Raw genomic sequence first — 21,056 nt, forward strand, 5'->3', positions numbered from 1 at the left:
CGCCGGTCAAGCTTTTAATAGGCGCCCCGCGCTCACAGCGAGATGAACCCTAGAGCAGTTGTAACCGCCTGCCCGAGGGACTGCTACGACACCTGCTTCATAGAGGTCGATACCCGAACCCTGGAGGCTAGGGCCAGCCCCCTCAACCCAGTCACCCAGGGCTTCCTGTGCCCGCGCGGGAGGGCGGACAAGGCTAGAGTCCTCTCGGAGGAGAGGGTGCTGTACCCGCACGTCAGGGCCGGCGGCAAGGGTTCGGGGTTCGTGCGCGCCTCGTGGGACGAGGCCCTCGACCTCGTCGCCTCGAGGCTGAGGCGGGTGCTGGAGGAGCACGGGCCCGAGAGCGTTCTGCACGTCGAGTACGCGGGGAACATGGGTCTCCTGACGTGGTACTACTCGCAGAGGCTCTGGAACAGGATCGGCGCCGCTCGAACGGACTACAGCATCTGCAGCAAAAGCGGACACGAGGCGCTGTCGCTCCACTACGGGCTGAGCTACGGCAGGCTCCCAGAGGACATGCAGGGCTCAAGGCTCCTCGTGTTCTGGGGCTTCAACGCCGCGGTGAGCGCGGTCCACCTGTGGCAGCTGGCGCTCAAGGCGAGGTCCTCGGGGGCGCTCATCGCAACCGTCGACCCACGCAGGAGCGAGACTGCCAAGAGGAGCGACCTGTTCGTCCAGGTGAAGCCCGGGACCGACGTCGCCCTCGCGTACGGCGTAGCACGGGAGATCATGGAGATGGGGCTCGTCGACGAGGAGTTCGTGGCGAGGTACACCTCTGGCTTCGAGGAGTTCAAGGAGGAGGCCCTGAAGTGGACCCCGGAGCGCGTCGAGAGCGTCACGGGCGTTCCCCCGAGCACGGTGAGAAGGCTGGCGGAGGCCTACGGCGCGCTCAAGCCGAGCGTAACGCTCATCGGCTTCGGCATGCAGAAGAGCAGGCAGGGCGCGGAGGCCGTGAGGGCTATCTCGCTACTCCCCGCCCTAGTGGGCGTCCACAGGGGGTTCTACTACTCGAACAGCAGGGGCTTCTACGTCAACTACAGCGCTCTTACGCTGGAGGACACCTACAGGCCCTCGAGGGTCGTCAGCCAGGTGGCCCTCGCGGACCTCGTTGAGAGAGGCGAGTTCAAGTTCATCTTCATCTACAACTCCAACCCCGCCCTAACGCTCCCCAGGTCTGACAAGCTGGCCAGGGGCTTCTCGAGGGAGGACGTCTTCCTGGTGGTGCACGACACCCACTGGACCGAGACGGCTAGGATGGCGGACGTGGTGCTACCGGCCCCCACATTCTACGAGAAGGACGACGTCGTCATACCCTACAGCCACCCCTACGTCGTCTTCTCCAGGAGGGCGCTGGAGCCCCTAGGGGAATCGCGTGACGAGGTCTGGCTCACCTGCGCCCTCGCCGAGAGGCTCGGCCTCCCCGAGGTCTGCGCCGACCCCACCCAGGCGCTAAGGTCGGCCTTAGAGGGGGCCCTGGATGGGAGCTTCGAGGACCTCCTGAGCGGGAGGGTGTTGAGGCTCAGGTACCGCCCCCTAGACGAGTACCAGACCCCCAGCGGGAGAATAGAGCTCTACTCAACGACCGCTGCACAGCGGGGGCTGAGCCCCCTCCCGGTGCAGGCTGAGGCGGGAGGCAAGGGCTTCGTGCTCCTGAACACCGCTCTTCCCCTCTACACCCACACGCAGTTCCGGGACGTCTACGGGGAAATCCCCCCGGTCGTGCACGTAAACCCTGAGGACGCTCGGAGCCTGGGGCTGGCCGAGGGCGAGGTCGTCGAGGTATTCAACGAGAACGGGGTCGTCGAGCTGAGGGTGCACGTCACGAGCGACGTGCCGAGGGGCGTCCTCTGGTCCCCCCGCGAGCTCGTAGCCCTGAACGGGAACCCCCAGAACGTCCTCGTTACCACGGAGACTCAGCCAATCGGGGGAGGCCCCATCTTCAACTCGACGATGGTGATGATTAGGAAAAAGAGGTACCTACTTCTCCTCGGAGAGCTCCCTAACCTCCTCCTCGCCCACCTCCAGCTCCTTAACCTGCTCGGGGTCAATTCTCTTGAGGAGGGAGAGGAACTCGCCCACATGCGTCTTCTCCTCCTTCGCCACGTCCATGAAAACCTTCCTGACGAGAGGGTCGTCCGACACGCTGGCAAGCTGAACGTACAGGTTGATCGCGTCCAGCTCCGCTATAATGGCGAGCCTCAAGGCCTGCGCGATCTCCTCCCGGGAGAAACGCCTCCCAGGGGGGACTTCAAGCGGGTTCTTCGACATCACGTGCAACCTAGCGCGCAACGCCTATTTATCACTTTCACCCGAAGATCGGCACATACCTAACACCGCTGCGCAGAACCTCCCCCACTATCATCCTCGTGGACCTAGCCACGTCACCCCTCCCAGCAACCTCAGCCGCGTCAAACCACCCCACGTCGACGGCGTCGCCACCGGGCCTCAGCTCCCCCGAGAGCCGCGAAGAGTCGAACGCAACAGCCACGAGAACGTAGTGGAACCTAACACCCCCGTCCTCCCTAACGATGATATCAGCCACCCCAGCCACACCCAGCACCGGCGCAGACAACCCCGTCTCCTCGAAGAGCTCCCTTGACGCGGCCTCAGCTACACCCTCGCCAGCCTCCACAGCCCCGCCCGGCAGAGCCCAGAGCCCGGCACCCGGCTGACCACCCCTCTTTACAAGCAAAACCCTCCCGTCGCGGACTACGAGCGCGCTCACGCCGGCGATAGCGTAAGCAGGAAACTCACGCCTAGACATCGAAAAACCCCAGCAAAAAACTAAAATAAAAAACAAGCGCTTTAACGAACCGAAAAAGGGCCAAACCTCCTTCCCTCCGCCTGGCAAACCAAAGCCAACATTCTCGACTCCGGTTAAACTAGATCAAAATGTTTCATTTTAAGAACATTATTCTGAAGACAAGTTTCCGAGAAAAATAAAAACGCGAAGAGAATCTGGCTGTAAAATGGAACTCAAATCAAGCATTTAATGATACAAAGTAAAAAGATTTTTCCCGTGAATCACACATATGCAGCTCGATAACCATGAAACCATGGCTCAGAATATTCCTCGAGCAGCTCAAAACCCCAGCCGTACTCGCGATCCTGTTCTCACTGGCCTTGGCGGCTGCTACTGGCATCGCCGATTCGGCAAAGAACGACCCGTACCCGATTCCGAAGTGAAGGTTTAAATACTGGTTTTTTGCTTGTTTTTTGGCTGAGGGGAATGGTTGTTAGGGTTGACGTTAAGAGGCTACTTTACGCGCTCCCCTATTCGAGGACTCTGCGCGAGCTAGCCAGGAACGCTAAGGTATCTCACACGGCTGTGAGGCGCGTTGTAAAAGAGCTGTCGAAGGAGGGCTCCTTCAGGGTGATAACCGACGACACCTTCTACAACCTGACGAAGCTCGTGGCCTTCGTCGACAAGGTCCCGGAGAGGCTTCCCTTCGGGACGACGGGAGTCAGGCTCTTCAACTCCCTCGAAGGCAGGAAAGTCGGCGTCTTCGCCTACGTGCCCAAGCCGCTGGTGGAGGACTACATCAAGAGCCTCTCAGAGGAGGTGCACGTGCTCGACTGGTTCGCCTCGACAGACTACGTGGCCTGGCTGCCGCACCCGGAGCTAGAGGCAATCACGCCGAGGGACTTCGACTCCCTGGTGGACAGGGCCCACGAGCTCATACCCCCAAGGACGAACCTCAGGCCCCTAGCGACGATGGACCAGATCGACCTGGTTCTGCTCTGGGGGAAGCACCTGCTGGGACCGTTCGCGAGGCCGACGGAGATATTCAACCGCCTACTCGCTGAGGGCGAGAAAATCGAGGCTCCGTCGAAGCAGGTGCTCAGCTACCACTACCGCGTCCACATCCAGCCGGGCTGGAGGTACAACACATACTTCAAGTACACAAGCCAGGAGGAGCTCCCATTCACCGCGTACTACATGAAAGGCAAAGAAGCAGAGAAGGTGGCAAGGGCGCTAGCACTACTACCAACACACGGCCTCGCGATAATCGGCCAAGGCAAGGCACTCTACCTAGGCCAGCCGCTCTGAGCATACCACCCACTCCTCGTAGAAATACCCCAGACCTACGTCGTAGAGCCAACAACAATGTACATGAAACTAGACCTGTACACTCGCGTGCCCGAGCTCTGGAGGCTGCTAGACCCAGAAACCAAGCGCTGGCGCTGGGTAGAGCAGAAGATCGAGCTTAAGCTTCAGCAATAAGTGCCTTTTTCTCCTCTCTTTTCTCCAGAACGACGTAGACTTGGCCCTTCCTCCTCACCACCTTGGCGTTGAGCCTCTTAGCCAGCGCGCGCTCAGCCTGCCTGTAGAATAGCTGGGACACCATCCAGTTAGGCGGCTTGCACCTGTGCGCTGAGCCCCGTATGGTCGGGAAGTCCAGGGTGCCTTTCACGTACGAGGTGTAGGCGTACCTGACCAGGGTCCTGAGCTTCAGGGTCAGCGTCCTGGACTTCGCGCCCGCCAGGAGCTGGGAGGCTACGAGCTCCACTTGCTTCAGCATGATCTGCCTCTCGTCAAGCATTATGAGATAATGTAAACTTAGACTCTTATAAATGTTTTCGTTTAAAAGCTTAGAACTTCAGAAAAGAATATGTAAGTATGTTTACACTCTACTCCGTATGCCGGAGTGCTCGGAGTTCCTCCTCTCGAGGAGGAGCGTTCGGAAATACACGGGCGAGCCTGTCCCCGAAGAGCTCGTCCGCAGGGCTCTCGAGCTCGCGCGCTTCGCGCCCAGCGCCCACCACAGGCAGCCCTGGAGGTTCTACGTCGTCCGCGACAAGTCCAAGCTGGAGCGGCTCGCGAGGATACACAGGTGGTCGAAGCCCATCGAGGGGGCCCAGCTGGCCATCGTGGTTTTCTCGGACTCATCAGCCTCCCCCGACTCCCACCTCGTCGACGGCTCCATCGCGGCAACGTACCTCTGGCTGGCCCTCCACTGCGTCGGGCTGGCGACCGTGTGGATATACACCCTCAACGCGGTCGAGGAGATACGCAGGACCCTGGGCGCCCCCAGCAACCTCTACCCGATAGCTATATTCCCCGTCGGCTTCCCCGCTGAGTCGCCCCCGCCGAGGCCCAGGAAGCCGCTAGAGGAGCTGGTTGTGAACGTGTAGCCCCCGGCTCCGGGCCCCAGCTCTCCTTCAGGAGCAGCGGGAACTTCTCCACGAGCGAGCCGCACCTCGCGACGACGTCCATGGTCACGGAGGCGGCCCTCGGGCAACGGGGGTCCGCGTGCACCCACTTGCCCGGCGTGTAGACCAGGGGGTAGAGCCTGCAGGCAAGGGGCCTGTCCTCGTACACCCTGCACCTACCGGTCGCCTCCTCGAGGAACACGCAGGCGCCGTTAACCCTCTTGAGGACCGGCACCCCCTCGACCCACTCCACGTAGCCCTCGACGTCGCCCAGCCTCGCCTTTAGCCTCTCGTAGTCCCCCCTCAGGAGGGGCACCACCGCGTTCCGGCAGCACTTGGCGCAGAACGCCTCGCCCGCTCTGCAGTCAACCCTGACCTCGCAGTCGAGGCCGGGCATACTTTACAGGGAGAGCCCCGTGACGCTCTTCACCAGCTCCCCGAAGAAGTACCCTATGGTCACAACCAGGAATATGACGCCCACGTTCTCGAGGTAGTCCCTGGCGAAGGCCCTATCCATGATCACGGAGCTGTAGAAGGAGAAGAAAGCCAGGATCAAGAAGGCCAGGAGCAGGGACGCCGCGAGGGCGGATACTATCGGGAGGCCCAGGAGGAAAGGCGCCGTGAGGAAGACGACCGTCAGCATGTACATCACCCCCGTGACCGCCGCGGTGGAGCCCGGGGACTTCCCCCTCTCCTGCTTCGACTGCAGGTACGCCGCCGCGGCCATCGACATGCTGGCGCTCACCCCGACGATGAGCCCAGCGATCCCGGTGTAGATCGAGGAGGAAGTGTAGCCTAGGAAGCCGGCGTGGACTCCGGAGAGCTCGATGATCGCGTCGCTCATCCCGAGCGCGATTGCGCCGAGGTGGCGCACGGCGAACTCCTCGATCTGGTTCGCGAGGGCGTTTTCGTGGCTCCTTTCATCCTCTATGATCCTCTCAAGGATCCTCGAGTCATCCTCGGAGAGGGCTCCGGACTTCAGGACCTCCTCGTACTCGGCCACCACGTCCCCCTCGTGCCTCTCGAGGAGCTTTATCGTGAAGACCTTCCCGAGGAGCCTGAAGGTGAGGTTGAACAGCCTCAGCCTGAGGGCTTCCCTCGGGCCCAGCTTAACCTCGCCGGACAGCCTCTTCCAGAACTCGTAGTGCATTCTCTCCTGCTTAGCCATCTCCAGCAGGATGCTCTTGTTGGTCGGGTCCCGCTCGCGCTCAGCCATCGCCTGGTAGAGCAGGGAGTCGAAGAGCTCGTCCAGAGCGAACTTCCTGGCCCTCTCGGCTAGCCTGGCTCCTCCAGCCACGAGAAGCACCGAGTTACACGGGTCGTCGGGGTGATTTATCTTTTAGCCCTGGGGCTTGAAGCCTATCTTCCTTAGCTCGGCCTCAACCTCCTGCATCGTGGGTATCTCGTGCGAGCCGAGCCGGGTCACCTTAATGCCTGCCACGACGGTGGCGAACCTCACCGCGTCCCTCAGGGGGTACTTCTTCAGGCCCATCAGGATCCCGGCGGCGAGCGCGTCGCCGGCTCCCGTTGTGTCGACGACCCTTCCAGGCAGGTACGCGGGGACCTCGAACTCCTCGTCCCGTGTGGCGACGAAGACGCCCTTGCCGCCGCGCTTCACGACGACTATCCTGGCACCGGCCTCGAGCAGAGCGTCCGCAGCCCTCCTGAGGTCCTCCTCCCCCGTGATCTCGCGGACCTCTATCTCGTTCGGGAGAACAAGGTCGGCCAGGGAGATGATGGGCCTGAGCTTCTCGAGCCCAAGCTTCGCCTGAACCCTCCCGGGATCCCAGGATACGAAGGCCCCCTTTTCCCGAGCGACCCTGGCGGCGTGGGTGGCGGTGTCGATCCTCAGGCTGGCGATGTGGACGAACTTCGTCCTCTCGAACACGCTCGTGTTCACCTCCTCTGGGAGAAGCTCCTCGGCGACACCCTTGTACCCGTACATGATGATCTGGCCCGTGGAGTCGATGACCACTATCGTGAAGCCGGTCTTGCCGTTCATGGCCTGGATCTTCACGTTGGAGACGTCTACGCCCTCCCTCACGAGGTCCTCGAGCGCGTTCTTGCCGAAGTCGTCGAAGCCTACCTTCCCTATCACCGTTGACCTCCCGCCCAGCCTCCTGACGCCGATAGCCACGTTGGCCGCAGACCCCCCGACGCCGTGGCTCTGGCTGCTGATCCTGCTCTCCCTGTCGGGCGTCGCGAAGTGGTCGACGCAGAACCTCAAGTCGAGGAGGATGTGGCCCACGGTGACGACGTCGTAGCTGCTCTGGGACATCCCTACTCAGCCCTCCTCAAAGCCTCCTCGGGCTCTAGGCCCTCGTGAACCACCGCCGCGATGGCCCGGGCCGCGCCCCTCGGGTTCTCGTGCTGGAAGATGTTCCTGCCCACCACGACCCCCTGGGCGCCGGCGTCCATGACGCTCTTGACCACCTGGAGGAAGTCCAGGAGGGTCTTCGCCTTAGCCCCGCCGCTCATGAGCACCGGGACGCCTGCCGCGACTTCGACGACCCTCCTGAAGCTCTCCGTGCTGCCCGTGTAGTAGGTCTTGATCAGGTCCGCCCCGCTCTCGATAGCAGCCCTGACGCCGTAGCGCACAACCTCGACGTCGTACATGTTCTTGATAGCGGGCCCCCTGGGGTAGGAGAGCTGCAGGCAGGGAAGCCCGTACTCCTCGGCCGCGCTCTTAACCGCGAACCACTGCTCCAGCATCTTGTCCTCGAACTGGCTGCCCCAGTAGACCGTAGCCGCCACCGCGTCGGCCCCGAGCCTCACGGCGTCCTCAACCCAACCGAACTGGCTCTGCAGCAGCCTCTCCTGCTCCGGCCTCAGGTTCGTCTTGCTTGTTACCTTGACGATGAGGGGCACCTTGCCGGCCCACACCTCGCTCGTCAGGTACGCCATCCCCGGGAGGAGCATGACCGCGTCCACCTCGCCGACGACCTTCTCGAGTATCTTCCTCGGGTTGATCGTCTCGCCTGGGAAGTCCGCTGGGCCGTGCTCGACGCCGTGGTCGAACGCGAAGATCAGGCTCTTCCCGTCGGGAAGTATCCTTCCGAGCCTCAACCGCTTGCCTACGGACGCGTAGCTCATTAAGCGCACCTCTTCTCTATAGGGCTAAATACTCCTATTTTTAGGATACTTAATTACGGAGAGTAATACCGTTCAAGACCCCAGCGTCGCGCGCTTGGACACAGCTTCGAACAAGGTCTGGGCAGGACGGAAAAAGCTTTACCGCTAACCCGGACCAAAGAAAAACGATAACCTGTCCAGCCCGGCACGGCGCTCAGATCTCGGCTAGGGCGTAGAGCGACTGAACCTCCTCTAAGCTCTCCCTGAGGAGCTTCAGGGCTCGCGGGAGCGCGGCCATTATGCGGGAGGCGGTGACGCCGTCAACCCCCTTCTCCACCGCAACTAGGTCGCCCGCCATCCCGTGCACGAAGACGCCCATCCTGACGCTGTCCTCGACGCTGAAGCCTAAACCGTACATAGCGGCGATCGCTCCCACGAGCACGTCCCCCGAGCCGGCCTTAGCCATCCCAGGGTTGCCGGTCATGTTCACGAAGACCCTCCCGTCCGGGGTGCCGATGAGCGTGTGCGCTCCCTTAAGCACGATGTAGGCGCCCAGCTCCCTGCAGGTCCTCCTGAGCACCCCGATCCTGTCGCGCCGTATATCGTCCACGCTGAGCCCCGTCAGCCTCGACATCTCCCCGAGGTGGGGTGTGAGCACAGTAGCCTCCCGCCTGCCCCTGACCACGTCCAAGCTCCTCGAGACCGCGGTCAGCCCGTCGCCGTCGACGATCACGGGCTTCTCAACCCTCGCAACAAGGTCCCGGACGAGCTGTGCGGTCTCCTCGTCCGTGGAGAGCCCCGGCCCCACGACCACGATGTCAGCCCACTCAGCCAGCTCGAGGATCCTATCTAGGCCGCCGCGTGACAGGGAGCCGCTAGGCGTCTCGGGGAGCCCCTCGTACACGACCTCGCTCGCCCGCGAGGCAAGGTGGGGGACGATCGAGGAGACCGTGGCCAGCCTCGAATACCCTCCCCCCGCCATCAGGAAGGACATGGAGGCGAAGAGTGGGGCCCCGAGGTAGCGCCTCGAGCCGGCCACGAACAAGGCCTTCCCGTAGTCGCCCTTGTGCGTGTCGGGCCTCCTCGGGGGCACGGGTAAAGGCTCGTTCGTCTCAATGCTCAGCGACTGGTCCTCGAGGAGCTCCCTCGGGTAGGATATCCTCGCGACGTAGATCTCCCCGGCCAGCTCGGCCCCGGGGTAGAGGAGGAGCCCGGGCTTCGGGAGGCCGAAGGTCACGGTGTAGTCGGCTCTGACGGCCGCGCCCATCACCTGACCCGTGTCGCCGTTAACCCCAGAAGGTATGTCCACGCTCACGATGAGCGCGCCGGAGGAGTTCACGGCCTCGATAGCCTCCCTGTACACCCCCTCAACAGGCCTGTTAAGCCCTACACCGAACAGGGCGTCGACGGCGACGTCAGCGTACTCCAGCGCCTCCCGCATCCGCTGCATTTCCTCGGGACCCGAGACCCCTTGAACCCTAACCCCGCACCTCCTAGCCCGCTCCAGGTTAACCCGTGTAAGGCTGCTCATCCTCGACTCCTCCCCGACGACGAAAGCCTCGACGTCCGCCCCCTCCGATGCCAGGTGCCTGACCGCCACGAGCCCGTCTCCCCCGTTGTTCCCGACGCCCGCCACCACGGCCGCGCTGATGCTCCTGGTCCCGAACACCTGCAGCACCAGCCTCGCCACCGCAGCGCCGGCGTTCTCCATCAGGATCTCGTGGGAGATCCCGTACCTATCGCTAGCCTGCTCGTCGATGCGCCTAATCTCCTCGACGGTGGCCACCTTCATTTCTACCAGCTTTAATCTCGGGGCACCGCCTTATACCGTTTTGCCACGTAGCAGACGGGCCTGACCGCTCAAGCAGCCAGCGGGGGTGTGTCTCCACTTCGCTCCACGGGGTGTGAGTGTACGGTGAAAGTGAAACCGCATAAGAGTTGCGGCAACGCGTAGCAGGTAGCTCCGTGCTGAGCCTGCGGGACGGCGTATGGCACACTTGGGTTAAAATGTATTTATTGTCAGGGGCCATTGTAGGGATCCGATGAGCGGCAAGACTGTGAGCGGTCTAGCGCTACCCATAATGATCAGCGTGCTCGCGGACTCGCTTCTAAGCCTAGTCGCCCTAAGCGTGGTCTCACGCCTCTCCACAGCCGCCGTGGCCGCCACCGGCCTCGCCTCCTACCTCTTCTTCTTGGTGAACGCGCTGTCCACGGTGTTCACGGGCGGGCTCATGGTCGTCGCCTCCCAGGCTATCGGGGCGGGTGACCCCGAGACGGCTGGCAGAGCCACTGGGGAAACCATTCTCCTCTCCATCCTATCGGCCTTGGTCACCTTAGCTACAGCCGTGGCTTGGCTGCCCGGCTACCTGGCCGCGGTGTCGGCGGGGAACCAGGAGGTCGTGCGGCTCGCCCTTGAGTACGCGCAGGCCCGGCTGCTCTCGCTACCAGCCCTAATGGTCAACGTGAGCCTAAGCGCCGCCTACAGGAGCGCCGACAACCCCTGGCCCAGCGCCTACTCCTCGATCATAAGCGTCTCTACGGGCTCCCTGCTGATCCCGGCTCTCACTCTGGGCGCGCCGGGGCTCCAAGCCATGGGCCTGAGGGGGGCTGGCCTCGCCACGTCCCTGGCGAGCTACGCTGGCCTCTCGGCGTACGCCGTCTGGAGGCCCCCGTTCAGGATAAGCCTCGCTTTCCCCAGCGCCCTGAGCCTCAAGGTGCTCGTGCTCGGCGCGCCGACCGCCCTCGAAAGGTTCGTCGCGAGCGTCGCCCAGAACATCTACATCAACGCGGTGGCCAGGGGAGGGGAGGTGGCCCTCGCAGCCCATAACATAGGGATCACCGTCGAGTCGCTCGTAATACAGCCCAGCTTCGCCGTCAGCCTCGCGGCGCTTGTTAGAGCGGGGCAGAACGTGGGCGCCGCTAGCATCGAGGAAGCGGAGAGGAGCCTCAAAGAAGGCGTGAAGATAGGGGTCCTGTGGATGGGCGCCGCCGCACTCGTGCTGGCTCTGATCTCGCCGCTCGTCGGCCACCTGTTCACCGACGACCCGGAGGTCGCTAGGATGGTCCAGATCTACCTCATCCTGGCTGCGGCCAGCGAGGTAGGCCTCGGCGCGAGCAGCGCCATATACGGGGCTGTCAGGGGCATGGGCAGCGTGTGGCTTCCCCTAGCCATAAGCAGCTTCACGGTGGTGTTCCTCAGGGCCATACCAGCCCAGATACTCGCATCCAGGTTCGGCGCGGTGGGGGCGTGGGCGACGCAGAACACGGACATGTACGGGCGCGCGCTGCTAGCGCTGCTCGCCTGGAAGCTGCTGGGGCCGAGGAGGCTGGCTAAGAAAGTGGTTTAGGTTTCCCCGTAGAGCCTCCAGAGCTCGTCGACTACTGGCTCCAGGATCCTCTCCACGGACCCGTCCCGCCTGTAGAGGGTAACCCCTTCGCCTCTCTCGAGGCGCCCTATAGGCGCCGCGGTTATCCCGGCCTCAGCGAGCCGTCCAATCAGTCTGCCCAGGCTCGCCTCCTCGACCGCTATGAGGAGCGAGCCCGAGCTTATCAGCTTAAGGGGGTCCACGCCCAGCGCAAGGCAGATCTCCGCGGTCTCCCTCCTCACGGGGATCCTCTCCTCGAAGACTGTAGCCGAGAGCCCCGAGGCGATCGCCACCTCCTGGACGGCCCCGAGAACGCCGCCCTCCGTCGCGTCGTGCATCGCGTGCACGCCCCCGGTTTCGACCGCTATCATAGCCTCGCGCACGACGCTCAGCTCCCGCACGAAGCCCCTAGCGCGCTCGACGACCTCCTCGCTCACCCTCCCCGCAAGCCTGTCCCTGAAGTCGCTCGCGAGTATAGCCGTCCCCTCGACGCCCGCCCCCTTCGTGAGCACGAGAACGTCCCCCGGCTTGGCGTTCGCCGTGTACACGACCCTGTCCCTCCTAGCCACCCCGAAAGCCGTGGTGGCCACTATAGGCCTGTCCAGCCTCGGCGTAACCTCGGTGTGGCCGCCGACCACGACAGCCCCTATCTCGTCCGCCGCCTCCCTGATCTGCCTCGCAATACCCAGAGCCGCCTCAGAGGTAGCCCCCTCGGGGAGCAGGATGAGCGTGGTCAGCCACCTGGGCCTAGCCCCGCGTGTCGCGACGTCGTTCGCGGAGACGTGCACCGAGAACCAGCCGATGTTCTCAACGGCGCCTGTGATAGGGTCGGTGTGCACCACGAGCACCTGGTCCCCGAGGTCGACCAGGGCCGCGTCCTCGCCCACGCCGGGCCCCAGCAAGACCGACGGGTCCGGCCTCGCAACGACCGATAGAAGCTTCCTCAGCTCGCTGTAGGGGAGCTTACCCACGGGCAACCGCAAGGCGCCTCACACCCTCCCCAGCACCCTCTTGACCGCCGGCCCCACGGTGACCGCGACAGCCGCGCCCACCGCGGCCTGAACCACGTTACCGGGTAGCTCGGCGAAGGCGCCGACGCCGTAAAGCGCGTACTCCACGGCGAAGTACCCGAGAACCATCACCGCCCCGCCGACGAGGCAGCCGGCAAGCGTCCACAGCCGGCCACCCCTCCTGGCGAGGAGACCGACGACAAAGCCCTCAGCGCCCTTGATGAGGAGGGTGAAGGGGGCCCAGCTGGCGTAGCCGGACAGCAGGTCGGCCAGGGCCGACCCCACACCGCCAGCCAGTCCCCCGACCAAGGGGCCGAAGAGCACGCCGGAGAGCATGACCATGGTGTCGCCAAGGTTGATGTAGCCGTGAGTCTCGGGCACCGGGACCTGGATGGCCATCGTGACCGCCGCGGTTAGGGCGGCCATGACGCCCGCTTCAGCTACGACTAGAGCCCTCTTAGCCCTCATACGGTGCACTAGTACCGTGAGGTCCCTTATATGCACTGCCCGGGTTTTGAACGAAAACAATAAATAAGGATTTGCAACACCCCCCAGGGCTCAGCCGGCAACGGTTTTCTACGCCCAAGGGGGCTTAAGCGCTGGGATGGGGGAAAGCTTCCTCTACGACGTCTCGTACTCCGACGGGGAGGCCAGGCTCTGGTTCAAGGGGCTGAACGGTGCAGTGCGCGCCGAGAAGCTCAGGTTCTACAACTACCTCCTAGTCAAGAGGGAGCAGGTGGCGGGCCTCGAGCTCCCGGTTTATGACGCCGAGGAGGTGGAGCTCAAGCTCTTCCCCAGGGGCTCCTCGACCTTCTTCAAGCTCTACTTCGACAGCGTTGAGGAATACAGGCGCGCCAGGAGCGCGCTGGAGAGGCTCGGCGTCGAGACCTACGCCTCGGACATACCGGTCGCGCACAAGGTCCTCGCCGAGCGCAGAGTGACCCCGATGACCGTCCAGGGCGCACCGGACAGCGTGGAGCCGCTCCCCCTGCGGGTGATGAGGTTCTCGCTTTCGCGGCTGGAAGGCGGGAAGCTTCACCTGAGCGTCCACGCCGAGGAGGGCTTCTCCGTCCAGGGCCCCCTGGAGGAGCTGGTCGAGGCCCTGGCCTCGGAGGTAAGGAGGTTCGACCCCGACCTCGTGGCCTCGAGCCTGAGCTACGCGGAGCTGAGGAGGCTGGCGGCTCAGGCGCGGCGCATGGGGCTCAAGCTAGGCAGGGGCGACGGGCTCCTGGAGGGCAGGATCTTCGTGGAGTACAGCCTGCTCGCCAGGATCGGCCTCGCGGGGCTGGAGGAGAGGAGCAGGTTCACCGTACTTCCACCCGCCCAGGCGGCGCGCGTCAGCTACGGGAGGATGATCGACATGAGGCAGAGCTACGTGCTCCTCACCAGGGGCTACGCCGTCCCCAGGAGGATGAACCTCAACGTGCCTGTGAGGACCGCCTGGGAGATACACCTCTACGACAGGGGAGGCCTCATCATAAGGCCCCGGCCGGGCCTCTACAGGGGAGTCGCGGTGCTGGACTTCGAGTCCATGTTTCCGAACCTGATAGTCAAACGCAACATAAGCTACGAGACCGTCACGAGGAGGGGTGTGAGGCGCAGCCCGAGGGGCCTGCTCCCCGAGCTCATAGAGGAGGCGCTCTCCAGGAGGCTTTGCTTCAAGAGGCTCGCAAAGCTGTCGGCGGGCGAGCTGGCGAGGTGGGCCGAGGAGAGGCAGAGCGAGCTGAAGATGATCCTGGTGTCCAGCTACGGCTACAGCGGCAACAACTACAACAGGCTGGGCAACCCCCTGACCTTCGAGTGGATAAACAGGGCCTCGAGGAGGGTGATGCTCCAGGTCTTGGGCCTCGTTCAGAGGCGCGGCTACAGGGTGGTCTACGGCGACACGGACAGCGTGTTCCTCACGAAGCCCGACGCCGAGCCCGAGGACTACGAGAGGCTCGCCCTCGAGCTCTCGGAGCGGACAGGCCTGCCGATGAGGCTCGACGCCTACTACGAGTGGCTCTTCCTGCTCCCCGAGAGGGGCGGCGCAGCCGGGGTTGCTAAAAGGTACATAGGCTTCGCCGGCGGGAGGGTTGTCGCGAAGGGCGTTGAAGCGGTCAGGAGCGGGGTGCCGGAGTTCATCAAGAGGGCCCAGCTAGAGCTGGCCCGCGCCATCGTCGAGGCGGCGCAGCGCGGGGGAGATCTGGAGGCCCGGGCGGAGCTGGAGCTCGGGAGGCTCGCGTCCTCACTGCGCCGCGCTAGAGCCGAGGAGCTCGTGGCGGGCGCCACGCTCAGAAGGGAGGAGTACGCCGCCAGGACCCCGGTCTTCGTGGCCGCCCAGCAGCTCAGGGCTAACGGGTACAGCGTGACGGTAGGTGACTACGTCGAGTACGTTTGGGTCGACTCGCGCAACCCGAACCCCTACCTCAGGGTCCAGGCTTGGAGGCTGTACGACGGCAGGTGCCTGGACATGGCGAAGTACGAGGAGATGCTCGCGAGGGCTCTAGCACCCCTGCTGGAGTCAGCCAAGGTTGCCTCCGCGCGAATCCCCGGCAACGCCTAGCACGTTCTCCGAGGTCCCCGAGCCCCAGCCTAAAACCTCGCAGTCTCGATAGCTACGAAAACCCTACTTGTAAGCAAGGGTTGTGCAGGGCCCTTAGGGGAGGGGCGCTCAACGTTTATTTTGGAGTTTGAGCAGTCACTCATGGATGGACGAGAGAGCCGAGAAGGCCAGGGAGATAATGAGGGGCAGGGTGCCCAAGGGCTTTGAGTCCCTAGCCCACGCCTACAGGGGGCTGAGGTCCGAGTTCCCCGACAAGAGCGACAGCTGGTTCTTCAGGGCCCTCTACCGGGCTCTAGCCGGGGTCGAGCGCCTCAGGGACGGCCACTGGCTGGTGAAGGGCTTCCCGGAGCTCGGCGACAGGAAGCCCGTCTACAACGTCTGGCTTCACGAGGGCAGGTACAGGTGCGACTGCTTCTACAGGGCGCACGGCTGGGCAAGGGAGAAGCAGATATGCACGCACATAGCAGCCGTGATGCTCTGGAGGAGGCAGACGAGGCTCAGCGAGTTCAGGGAACCTGGTACACGGTAGGGGTCAGCGTCCTGTCGACGACCAGGAGCTTGCCGTTCCCCACCTTCACCCAGCCCTCGAGCCCTCCCACCGGCTGGAAAGCCACCGCCACCAGCTCAACCCCCTCTATCATGAACCTACCCATGTGGAGCGTGAAGTACTCCTCGTCCCCGCTCCTGAACTTGTTGAGGGCGTAGAGGTGAGAGCCGTCGCTGAGCAGGAAGTTGAGGCTCGTGTAGTCGAAGCCCTCCAGGTCAGAGACAGCCGCGAGTATCCCGCTGACAGCGCTCCCAGCCTCCTCGATGCGCTTCAGGAGCAGCTGGAAGAACGCCTCGGAGTCCGTCGCCCCCTGGAGGAGCGAAGCCCTCTCGCCAAGAAGCCCCCTCAGCCTGTCGTACGGCCTGATCGTCCCGTTGTGGGCGAAAGCCCAGCCATCCGAGACGAAGGGGTGCGTGTTCGCGTACCCTACCACGCCGTACTCGGGGCTAGCCTTCCGCACGTGCGCTATCACGAGCATCGACCTGACGCCTTGGACAACCCTCTTCGCCTCAGCCGAGGCGTGAAGCGCGACGGGCTCCTTGTACAGCTCCCAGCCGGCGTTACTGGTCCACGCGATGCCCCAACCGTCCCCGTGAATGCGGGATAGAGTGTGGAGGTTGACGTCTCCTGAGTAGAACGCGAAGCTCGGGCTCAAGGGCCTCCGAGATATGTAGCCGAAAAGCCTGCACACGCTTAACAAAGATTATTAACGTTTAAAAACGTGTCTACCCCTTCCGGCGGTAGCTCGAGACGTGAAGGCGTAAACCCTTTAAAGCGAGCGTTGCTTTGGCGAAGCGTGGCGGAGGAGCTGCTAAAGGCCGTTGCTGGGTCAAGCCTGCCGGTGTTCCTCGCAGAGCTCGGCGACAAAACCATGCTGGCAACCGCAACCGTGGCGGCGCTACACAACCCCCTCCACGTGCTAGCGGTGTCATCCACAGCCTACCTCCTGGCGAACGCGGTCCCAGTCTTCCTCGCCTCCGGAGCGGCCAGCCTCGTGTCGGGCTACGCCTGGGCGCTTAGGACAGCCGCCGGGGCTCTGTTCGTGCTCCTCGGCGTCCTCACGCTGTTGTCGAGGCAAGAGGGAGGCGAGTGCGGGAGCCTGGGGGCGGCTTTCACGGCGATACTGCTCTCCGAGATGGGGGACAAGACCCAGCTCACCACCCTAGCTGTCACCCTCGCATCCTGCAACCCCCTCGCGACGCTCCTTGGAGGCGTGCTGGGCTACCTGGCCGCGAACGCCCTCGGCGTTTTCCTTTCCCGTAGCCTGTCCCGCAGGGTGAGCTTCGACAAACTCAGGAAGGCGTCAGGCCTCCTGTTCATACTGCTCGGGCTCGCGGTAGTCCTCTCCTCACTCCTCTGAGCCAACTGTCGCGGCGACTACCTCAAGGGCCTCGCGCTCGCCCAGCCCGAGCTTGTGCAGTATCGTGTACCTCTCCCTCAGCCTAGGCGCCTCCACCAGCGCCCGGGCGGCCTCCTCCACCGACAGCCCGATCCCGGAGACCGTAGTTGGGGCTCCGGCCCTCCTGAGGATGCCCTTTATCCTCCTCCAGTCCAGCCCGTGCAGGTAGGCGGAGATCACGGCGCCGACACCGACCTGCTCGCCGTGCAGGCCACCCCTCCCAGGGTAGAGCTTGTCGACGGCGTGGCTGAAGAGGTGCTCGGAGCCGCTGCAGGGCCTACTGCTCCCGGCCACCGACATAGCCATGCCGGCGAGGAGGCCCGCCTCGACCAGCAGCCGCAGGCCCCTCTCTGTCCAGGACGAGACCTCCCCTATGTTGTCGACAACCATTGAGGCCGCGGCCTCGGCGAGCCTCAGAGAGGACTCGGGGATCTCCTCGCCCCTCTCCCTCACCGCGAGCCTCGCGTCCGCCACGCTCGTCACCTTCGCCACCAGGTCCCCTACGCCGCTGGCCAGTAGCCTCCTGGGGGCCTTTGAGACGATCTGGAGGTCCACGACGACCACTCTTGGGGGCGTGGTGAAGAGGGAGAGCGGGTTGCCGCTATCGTCCTTCAGCGCCACGATCGGGCTCGCGAAGCCGTCGTGGCTTATCGAAGTGGGAACGCTGACGAAGGGCTTAGAGGACTTGTGGGCGAGGTACTTCGCGACGTCGACGGGCCTACCGCCGCCTAGCCCGAGCACGCAGTCGTACCCAGCCCAGGGTATCTCAACGTGGAGCTTGTCGAGCGTCGGCTGGTGGTTTGTGGAAACCTCCACGAAGCCCAGCTTAAAGGAGCCCGCGAGCAGCCCCTCGACCCTGGGCCCCAGGAGCCCCCTGATGGTGGCGTCAGTGACGACGAGCACCGAGCCGCAGCCAATACCCCGTAGGATCTCCGGCAGCCTCTCGACGCTGCCCGAGCCTATGGCCACGATCCACGGGAGCCTGAACTCCAAGCGCAACCACTTAGTTAGCTTCAGTAAACCTCTAAATAACTGTTATGAGCTAGCCAAATCGGGCTTGGGGTCTAGCGGGTGAGTTCGGCTGGCTCGCGCGCTCGTCAGAGTGGTCGTCAGGGCGAGGGGCGACGCGGACGCCCTTGAGCACGCTTTGAGGCACTACATGGGCTCCGAAGCGGTCGTGGAGACCCTCGGGGGCGCCCGCGAGCCCGAGGAGGCCGCGAAGGCCCTAGATCGTAGCTTCAGCGGCTTAACCATAGTCATGCTCGGCAGGGAGGACGAGGGGCTCAAGGCCCTAGAGGCTAGGTACCCGTTCAACTACGTCTTCTACACCGTGCCGAAGGCGAAACCCAGGAACGAGCGCCTCCACAGGCTGCTGGAGCACTACCTGAGGGCGAAGGCCGTCTTCAGGCTCTCACTCGGATGGCTGGAGGAGAAGGGGTCCTACGTCATCAGGGGCGGCGAGACCCCCGAGGCGTGGGAGTACAATCCGAGGTATGACGCCTACCTCGCTACACCGGGCATGCGCTCGCTCGCTAAGAGGCTCTTCAACGTCGAGACCACCCTCATCCTCAAGAGGCTCGAGGGGGAGCACTACCTCTACTCCGGGGCAAGGCTAGCGGCAAAGCTCAGGGTGAGCTACCGGGGCCTCGACCTGCACGCGGAGAGGCTCGCGGAGGGCGGAGTCGAGGCGGCGAGCGTGGAGGAGCAGGCGGAGCTCAACAGGGCGGCGCTTGAGGCGCTGGAGCGGGGGAGCGCGGATTTCCTCAAGTCCCTCGAGGCCGACCACGTCCTCGTCCCGTGGAGCGGCGGCAAGGACAGCACGGCCGCGCTGCTCGTAGCCAGGAGGGCTTTCGGCCCGAAGGCGACGCCAGTCTTCATAGACACGGGCATGGAGTTCGAGGAGACGCTGAGCCACGTCAAGGAGGCATCCCGCGAGCTCGGGGTTGACCCCGTGCGCGTCCGCGCCGAGGTCAGGGAGGCCCTGGAGGCAGGCGCCCCCCTCCCCAGCGTGGAGGACAGTTGGTGCACGAAGCTGAAGGTCGCCGCGACGCAGAGGCTTATCGAGGAGTACGCGAAGAGCGGCACCGTCCTAGTCGTGGTGGGCGACAGGGAGGCGGAGTCGCCCTCGAGGCTCGAGCGGCCAGCCCTCCTGCGCCACGGAGACAACCTCGAGGCAGCCCCCATAAAGCTCTGGAGCGCGCTCCACGTCCAGCTGTACCTCGCCCTGAACAGGGTGCCCGTGAACCCCCTGTACGACTACGGCTTCTTCCGCATCGGCTGCTACGTGTGCCCCGCCCTGAGGAGCTGGGAGCTCAGAATCATGCTCGAGGACAAGCGACTAGAGTACCTGAACACGAAGCCGTTCTTCAGGCGTTTCTTAGAGAGTAGGACCTTGCAAAGCAATACGTGATGGGCACCGTCTGGCGAGTTGCCGGACAGCATTCACCTCAATGCCTGAGCGACACTTATGGTCGCAGTAGCTGACCAGCAGTAAGCTGTAGCACAGTTGCCGCGACGGCTGGGACGGTAAGCTCGTCTAGTGTTGAAACCGGTGTGAAGAGCTCTGCTAGCGCTGCGAGTAGCGAGGCGAGCAGGGAGGCCTCGAAGCGGACACCGCAGAGCAGAGCCGAGGCCAGGGAGGCGAGGAACATGGCCGCGAAGCCCGTTAAGGTCTTGTTCCTCGGGGGGACCCTGGGTCCCCCAAGCGCTTTGCCCACGATCGCCGCGCTCGCGTCGCCGAAGCTGGAGATCATGACTGCCGCTGCGGCGAGGCGAGGCTCGAGGAGAAGGACCACCGCTGTGGTCACAGCCCAGAAGTATACCGTGCCGGTGAAGTACCTCTTCTCGAGCTCCTCCCTCCTCGCCATAAACCTGTACGTGTGCCACGCTATGGGAATCCTCCAGTTAAGCCCTAGGCGTAGCGAGACCTCGTTGAGGGTGTACAACGCCAGGAAGAAGGCCGCGATCAGCGTGGCGTAGGGGTTCCCCAGCCACACCACAACCGGTATAGCCAGGAACCCTGGGATCATGTGAATAGACTTCCTCCTGATCTCGGCCGCGACCTCCACCCTCATCCCCAACCCCCGACTAGGAAGGCGAGAAGCCCGGCGATTATCGGGAGCTTCAGCACCCTAGTAGCCCTCCACGCCCTTCTGAGGGGCTCCTCCGAAACGTACAGCAGTATAAGGAGAACGGGCACGTCTACCCCCACGACCGCCAGCGCGATGTACGGGAGGCCGTATCCGAACAGCACGGGGAGCGGGCTGAGGGCTACGACGAGCATTAGCGTTAGCGCGGAGGCTGTGAGTGCCGCGCGGGGTCCCCGCGTGGAGGCTAGCGTCCTGTAGCCGGCCCTCAGGTCACCGTGAACGTCCTCGAGGCCCTTCATGAACTCCCTCCCAAGGATGAGGAGGAAGGCGAAGAGGGCTGGGAGGAGGGACCTCGCGGAGCTGGGTGCCGCGACTCCACCGTAAACCACGTTCAGCGCGGAGAGAAGCGCGATGGCGACGTTGCCCGGGACGCCGAGGGCCTTGAGCGCTACATCGTAGAGCGCTACAAGGAGGGATGCGAGGAGCGCGATGAAGCCCGTCAGCGGGCTGTGGGAGAAGCCGAGAGCGACCCCGGACGCGAAGCTCACGACCGAGAACGCGAGCGCCCCCCTCTTGCTCACGCTACCCCGGACTAGTGGACGCCAAGGCTTACTAACCCTGTCGGCCTCCACATCCATGAGGTCGTTCAGCGCGTTCCCACCGGCCGCGACGAGGGCGGCTGAAGCCATCAGTAGCCAGGGTGGCTCCAGAGCGTGCCCACCCCCAGACACATAACCCGTTAAAACGCCCAGGGCAATCGCTAGACAGTTACCGACCCGGGCTAGCTTTAGCCAGTCAAGGAGAGCCACGCAGTAAACACTCTCTGCCAAGAGTTAAATTTAACTACGACGAGCGACGAACTGCGTAAAAACCCTAAC

Annotated in this window: 22 protein-coding genes; 9 read left to right on the forward strand and 13 right to left on the reverse strand. The window is 63.8% G+C overall.

Features of this window, described 5'->3' with window-relative positions; all coding sequences use genetic code 11:
* Positions 1-42: 42 nt before the first annotated feature.
* Complete coding sequence (locus ACNO7C_RS06420) at positions 43-2,328, forward strand: molybdopterin-dependent oxidoreductase (RefSeq protein ID WP_460024290.1); 2,286 nt, start codon at positions 43-45, stop codon at positions 2,326-2,328.
* Here ACNO7C_RS06420 and ACNO7C_RS06425 read toward each other — a convergent pair.
* On the reverse strand, positions 2,303-2,761 hold the full coding sequence (locus tag ACNO7C_RS06425) for an NUDIX hydrolase (RefSeq protein WP_460024291.1): 459 nt from the start codon (positions 2,759-2,761) through the stop codon (positions 2,303-2,305). The two genes, ACNO7C_RS06420 and ACNO7C_RS06425, sit on opposite strands and share 26 nt — an antisense overlap.
* 284 nt (positions 2,762-3,045) lie before the next feature.
* Between ACNO7C_RS06425 and ACNO7C_RS06430 the strand changes: the two genes are divergently transcribed.
* Positions 3,046-3,183, forward strand: coding sequence for a hypothetical protein (locus ACNO7C_RS06430; protein WP_460024292.1), 138 nt, complete (start codon positions 3,046-3,048; stop codon positions 3,181-3,183).
* A gap of 43 nt (positions 3,184-3,226) precedes the next feature.
* A complete protein-coding gene (locus ACNO7C_RS06435) occupies positions 3,227-4,048 on the forward strand; it encodes a hypothetical protein (protein ID WP_460024293.1) in 822 nt (273 codons plus the stop codon).
* A gap of 157 nt (positions 4,049-4,205) precedes the next feature.
* Here the strand turns inward: ACNO7C_RS06435 and ACNO7C_RS06440 are convergent, their stop codons facing one another.
* A complete protein-coding gene (locus tag ACNO7C_RS06440) occupies positions 4,206-4,541 on the reverse strand; it encodes a hypothetical protein (RefSeq protein ID WP_460024294.1) in 336 nt (111 codons plus the stop codon).
* 97 nt (positions 4,542-4,638) lie between these two features.
* Between ACNO7C_RS06440 and ACNO7C_RS06445 the strand changes: the two genes are divergently transcribed.
* Positions 4,639-5,133 (forward strand): nitroreductase family protein, encoded by a 495-nt coding sequence (locus ACNO7C_RS06445; protein ID WP_460024295.1) that lies wholly within the window; start codon positions 4,639-4,641, stop codon positions 5,131-5,133.
* Here the strand turns inward: ACNO7C_RS06445 and ACNO7C_RS06450 are convergent.
* From ACNO7C_RS06450 to ACNO7C_RS06470, 5 genes are all read right to left on the reverse strand, one after another.
* On the reverse strand, positions 5,051-5,548 hold the full coding sequence (locus ACNO7C_RS06450; protein WP_460024296.1) for a YkgJ family cysteine cluster protein: 498 nt from the start codon (positions 5,546-5,548) through the stop codon (positions 5,051-5,053). The two genes, ACNO7C_RS06445 and ACNO7C_RS06450, sit on opposite strands and share 83 nt — an antisense overlap.
* 3 nt (positions 5,549-5,551) lie before the next feature.
* Positions 5,552-6,457, reverse strand: coding sequence for a VIT1/CCC1 transporter family protein (locus ACNO7C_RS06455; protein ID WP_460024297.1), 906 nt, complete (start codon positions 6,455-6,457; stop codon positions 5,552-5,554).
* A 33-nt stretch (positions 6,458-6,490) separates the two neighbouring features.
* Entirely contained in the window at positions 6,491-7,429 is a 939-nt protein-coding gene (locus ACNO7C_RS06460; protein ID WP_460024298.1) for a carbohydrate kinase family protein, read from the reverse strand.
* A gap of 2 nt (positions 7,430-7,431) precedes the next feature.
* Entirely contained in the window at positions 7,432-8,244 is an 813-nt protein-coding gene (fba, locus tag ACNO7C_RS06465; protein WP_460024299.1) for a class I fructose-bisphosphate aldolase, read from the reverse strand.
* Positions 8,245-8,437: 193 nt separating this feature from the next.
* Entirely contained in the window at positions 8,438-10,015 is a 1,578-nt protein-coding gene (locus tag ACNO7C_RS06470) for an NAD(P)H-hydrate dehydratase (RefSeq protein ID WP_460024300.1), read from the reverse strand.
* Between the two features lie 250 nt (positions 10,016-10,265).
* Here ACNO7C_RS06470 and ACNO7C_RS06475 point away from each other — a divergent pair, with 250 nt between their 5' ends.
* The gene (locus ACNO7C_RS06475) at positions 10,266-11,570 is read left to right on the forward strand and encodes an MATE family efflux transporter (RefSeq protein WP_460024301.1); all 1,305 of its coding nucleotides are present in this window, start codon (positions 10,266-10,268) and stop codon (positions 11,568-11,570) included.
* Here the strand turns inward: ACNO7C_RS06475 and ACNO7C_RS06480 are convergent.
* Both ACNO7C_RS06480 and ACNO7C_RS06485 read right to left on the reverse strand, forming a co-directional pair.
* Positions 11,567-12,559 carry an AIR synthase family protein gene (locus ACNO7C_RS06480; protein WP_460025914.1) on the reverse strand — a complete coding sequence of 331 codons (993 nt, stop codon included), beginning with the start codon at positions 12,557-12,559 and terminating at the stop codon, positions 11,567-11,569. The genes ACNO7C_RS06475 and ACNO7C_RS06480 overlap by 4 nt on opposite strands.
* Before the next feature lie 18 nt (positions 12,560-12,577).
* On the reverse strand, positions 12,578-13,066 hold the full coding sequence (locus ACNO7C_RS06485) for an ECF transporter S component (RefSeq protein WP_460024302.1): 489 nt from the start codon (positions 13,064-13,066) through the stop codon (positions 12,578-12,580).
* Positions 13,067-13,202: 136 nt separating this feature from the next.
* On the opposite strand from ACNO7C_RS06485, the gene ACNO7C_RS06490 reads away from it, so the two are divergent.
* Both ACNO7C_RS06490 and ACNO7C_RS06495 read left to right on the forward strand, forming a co-directional pair.
* On the forward strand, positions 13,203-15,143 hold the full coding sequence (locus ACNO7C_RS06490) for a DNA polymerase domain-containing protein (protein WP_460024303.1): 1,941 nt from the start codon (positions 13,203-13,205) through the stop codon (positions 15,141-15,143).
* A gap of 145 nt (positions 15,144-15,288) precedes the next feature.
* Positions 15,289-15,672: a hypothetical protein gene (locus ACNO7C_RS06495; protein WP_460024304.1), complete on the forward strand. Its 384-nt coding sequence runs from the start codon at positions 15,289-15,291 to the stop codon at positions 15,670-15,672.
* On the opposite strand, the gene ACNO7C_RS06500 is transcribed toward ACNO7C_RS06495, so the two are convergent.
* A complete protein-coding gene (locus ACNO7C_RS06500) occupies positions 15,650-16,381 on the reverse strand; it encodes a class II glutamine amidotransferase (RefSeq protein WP_460024305.1) in 732 nt (243 codons plus the stop codon). The genes ACNO7C_RS06495 and ACNO7C_RS06500 overlap by 23 nt on opposite strands.
* Positions 16,382-16,486: 105 nt before the next feature.
* Here ACNO7C_RS06500 and ACNO7C_RS06505 point away from each other — a divergent pair, with 105 nt between their 5' ends.
* Positions 16,487-17,050, forward strand: a complete 564-nt coding sequence (locus tag ACNO7C_RS06505; RefSeq protein WP_460024306.1) for a TMEM165/GDT1 family protein — start codon at positions 16,487-16,489, stop codon at positions 17,048-17,050.
* Here ACNO7C_RS06505 and ACNO7C_RS06510 read toward each other — a convergent pair.
* The gene (locus tag ACNO7C_RS06510) at positions 17,039-18,088 is read right to left on the reverse strand and encodes an iron-containing alcohol dehydrogenase (protein ID WP_460024307.1); all 1,050 of its coding nucleotides are present in this window, start codon (positions 18,086-18,088) and stop codon (positions 17,039-17,041) included. The two genes, ACNO7C_RS06505 and ACNO7C_RS06510, sit on opposite strands and share 12 nt — an antisense overlap.
* A gap of 103 nt (positions 18,089-18,191) precedes the next feature.
* Between ACNO7C_RS06510 and ACNO7C_RS06515 the strand changes: the two genes are divergently transcribed.
* Positions 18,192-19,499, forward strand: coding sequence for a phosphoadenosine phosphosulfate reductase domain-containing protein (locus tag ACNO7C_RS06515; RefSeq protein ID WP_460024308.1), 1,308 nt, complete (start codon positions 18,192-18,194; stop codon positions 19,497-19,499).
* A 55-nt stretch (positions 19,500-19,554) separates the two neighbouring features.
* On the opposite strand, the gene ACNO7C_RS06520 is transcribed toward ACNO7C_RS06515, so the two are convergent.
* Both ACNO7C_RS06520 and ACNO7C_RS06525 read right to left on the reverse strand, forming a co-directional pair.
* The gene (locus ACNO7C_RS06520; RefSeq protein ID WP_460024309.1) at positions 19,555-20,163 is read right to left on the reverse strand and encodes a hypothetical protein; all 609 of its coding nucleotides are present in this window, start codon (positions 20,161-20,163) and stop codon (positions 19,555-19,557) included.
* Positions 20,160-21,008: a geranylgeranylglycerol-phosphate geranylgeranyltransferase gene (locus ACNO7C_RS06525; RefSeq protein WP_460024310.1), complete on the reverse strand. Its 849-nt coding sequence runs from the start codon at positions 21,006-21,008 to the stop codon at positions 20,160-20,162. The genes ACNO7C_RS06520 and ACNO7C_RS06525 overlap by 4 nt, the downstream gene beginning before the upstream one ends.
* Positions 21,009-21,056 lie beyond the last annotated feature (48 nt).

It is taken from the genome of Infirmifilum tikiterense (genome assembly GCF_054696565.1).

What these genes read in the sequence shown, in the direction of transcription:
- ACNO7C_RS06420 (WP_460024290.1), top strand. Translation starts at nt 43, where the DNA reads ATGAACCCTAGAGCAGTTGTAACCGCCTGCCCGAGGGACTGCTACGAC.
- ACNO7C_RS06425 (WP_460024291.1), bottom strand. Translation starts at nt 2,761, where the DNA reads ATGTCTAGGCGTGAGTTTCCTGCTTACGCTATCGCCGGCGTGAGCGCG.
- ACNO7C_RS06430 (WP_460024292.1), top strand. Translation starts at nt 3,046, where the DNA reads ATGAAACCATGGCTCAGAATATTCCTCGAGCAGCTCAAAACCCCAGCC.
- ACNO7C_RS06435 (WP_460024293.1), top strand. Translation starts at nt 3,227, where the DNA reads ATGGTTGTTAGGGTTGACGTTAAGAGGCTACTTTACGCGCTCCCCTAT.
- ACNO7C_RS06440 (WP_460024294.1), bottom strand. Translation starts at nt 4,541, where the DNA reads ATGCTTGACGAGAGGCAGATCATGCTGAAGCAAGTGGAGCTCGTAGCC.
- ACNO7C_RS06445 (WP_460024295.1), top strand. Translation starts at nt 4,639, where the DNA reads ATGCCGGAGTGCTCGGAGTTCCTCCTCTCGAGGAGGAGCGTTCGGAAA.
- ACNO7C_RS06450 (WP_460024296.1), bottom strand. Translation starts at nt 5,548, where the DNA reads ATGCCCGGCCTCGACTGCGAGGTCAGGGTTGACTGCAGAGCGGGCGAG.
- ACNO7C_RS06460 (WP_460024298.1), bottom strand. Translation starts at nt 7,429, where the DNA reads ATGTCCCAGAGCAGCTACGACGTCGTCACCGTGGGCCACATCCTCCTC.
- fba (WP_460024299.1), bottom strand. Translation starts at nt 8,244, where the DNA reads ATGAGCTACGCGTCCGTAGGCAAGCGGTTGAGGCTCGGAAGGATACTT.
- ACNO7C_RS06470 (WP_460024300.1), bottom strand. Translation starts at nt 10,015, where the DNA reads ATGAAGGTGGCCACCGTCGAGGAGATTAGGCGCATCGACGAGCAGGCT.
- ACNO7C_RS06475 (WP_460024301.1), top strand. Translation starts at nt 10,266, where the DNA reads ATGAGCGGCAAGACTGTGAGCGGTCTAGCGCTACCCATAATGATCAGC.
- ACNO7C_RS06485 (WP_460024302.1), bottom strand. Translation starts at nt 13,066, where the DNA reads ATGAGGGCTAAGAGGGCTCTAGTCGTAGCTGAAGCGGGCGTCATGGCC.
- ACNO7C_RS06490 (WP_460024303.1), top strand. Translation starts at nt 13,203, where the DNA reads ATGGGGGAAAGCTTCCTCTACGACGTCTCGTACTCCGACGGGGAGGCC.
- ACNO7C_RS06495 (WP_460024304.1), top strand. Translation starts at nt 15,289, where the DNA reads ATGGACGAGAGAGCCGAGAAGGCCAGGGAGATAATGAGGGGCAGGGTG.
- ACNO7C_RS06520 (WP_460024309.1), bottom strand. Translation starts at nt 20,163, where the DNA reads ATGAGGGTGGAGGTCGCGGCCGAGATCAGGAGGAAGTCTATTCACATG.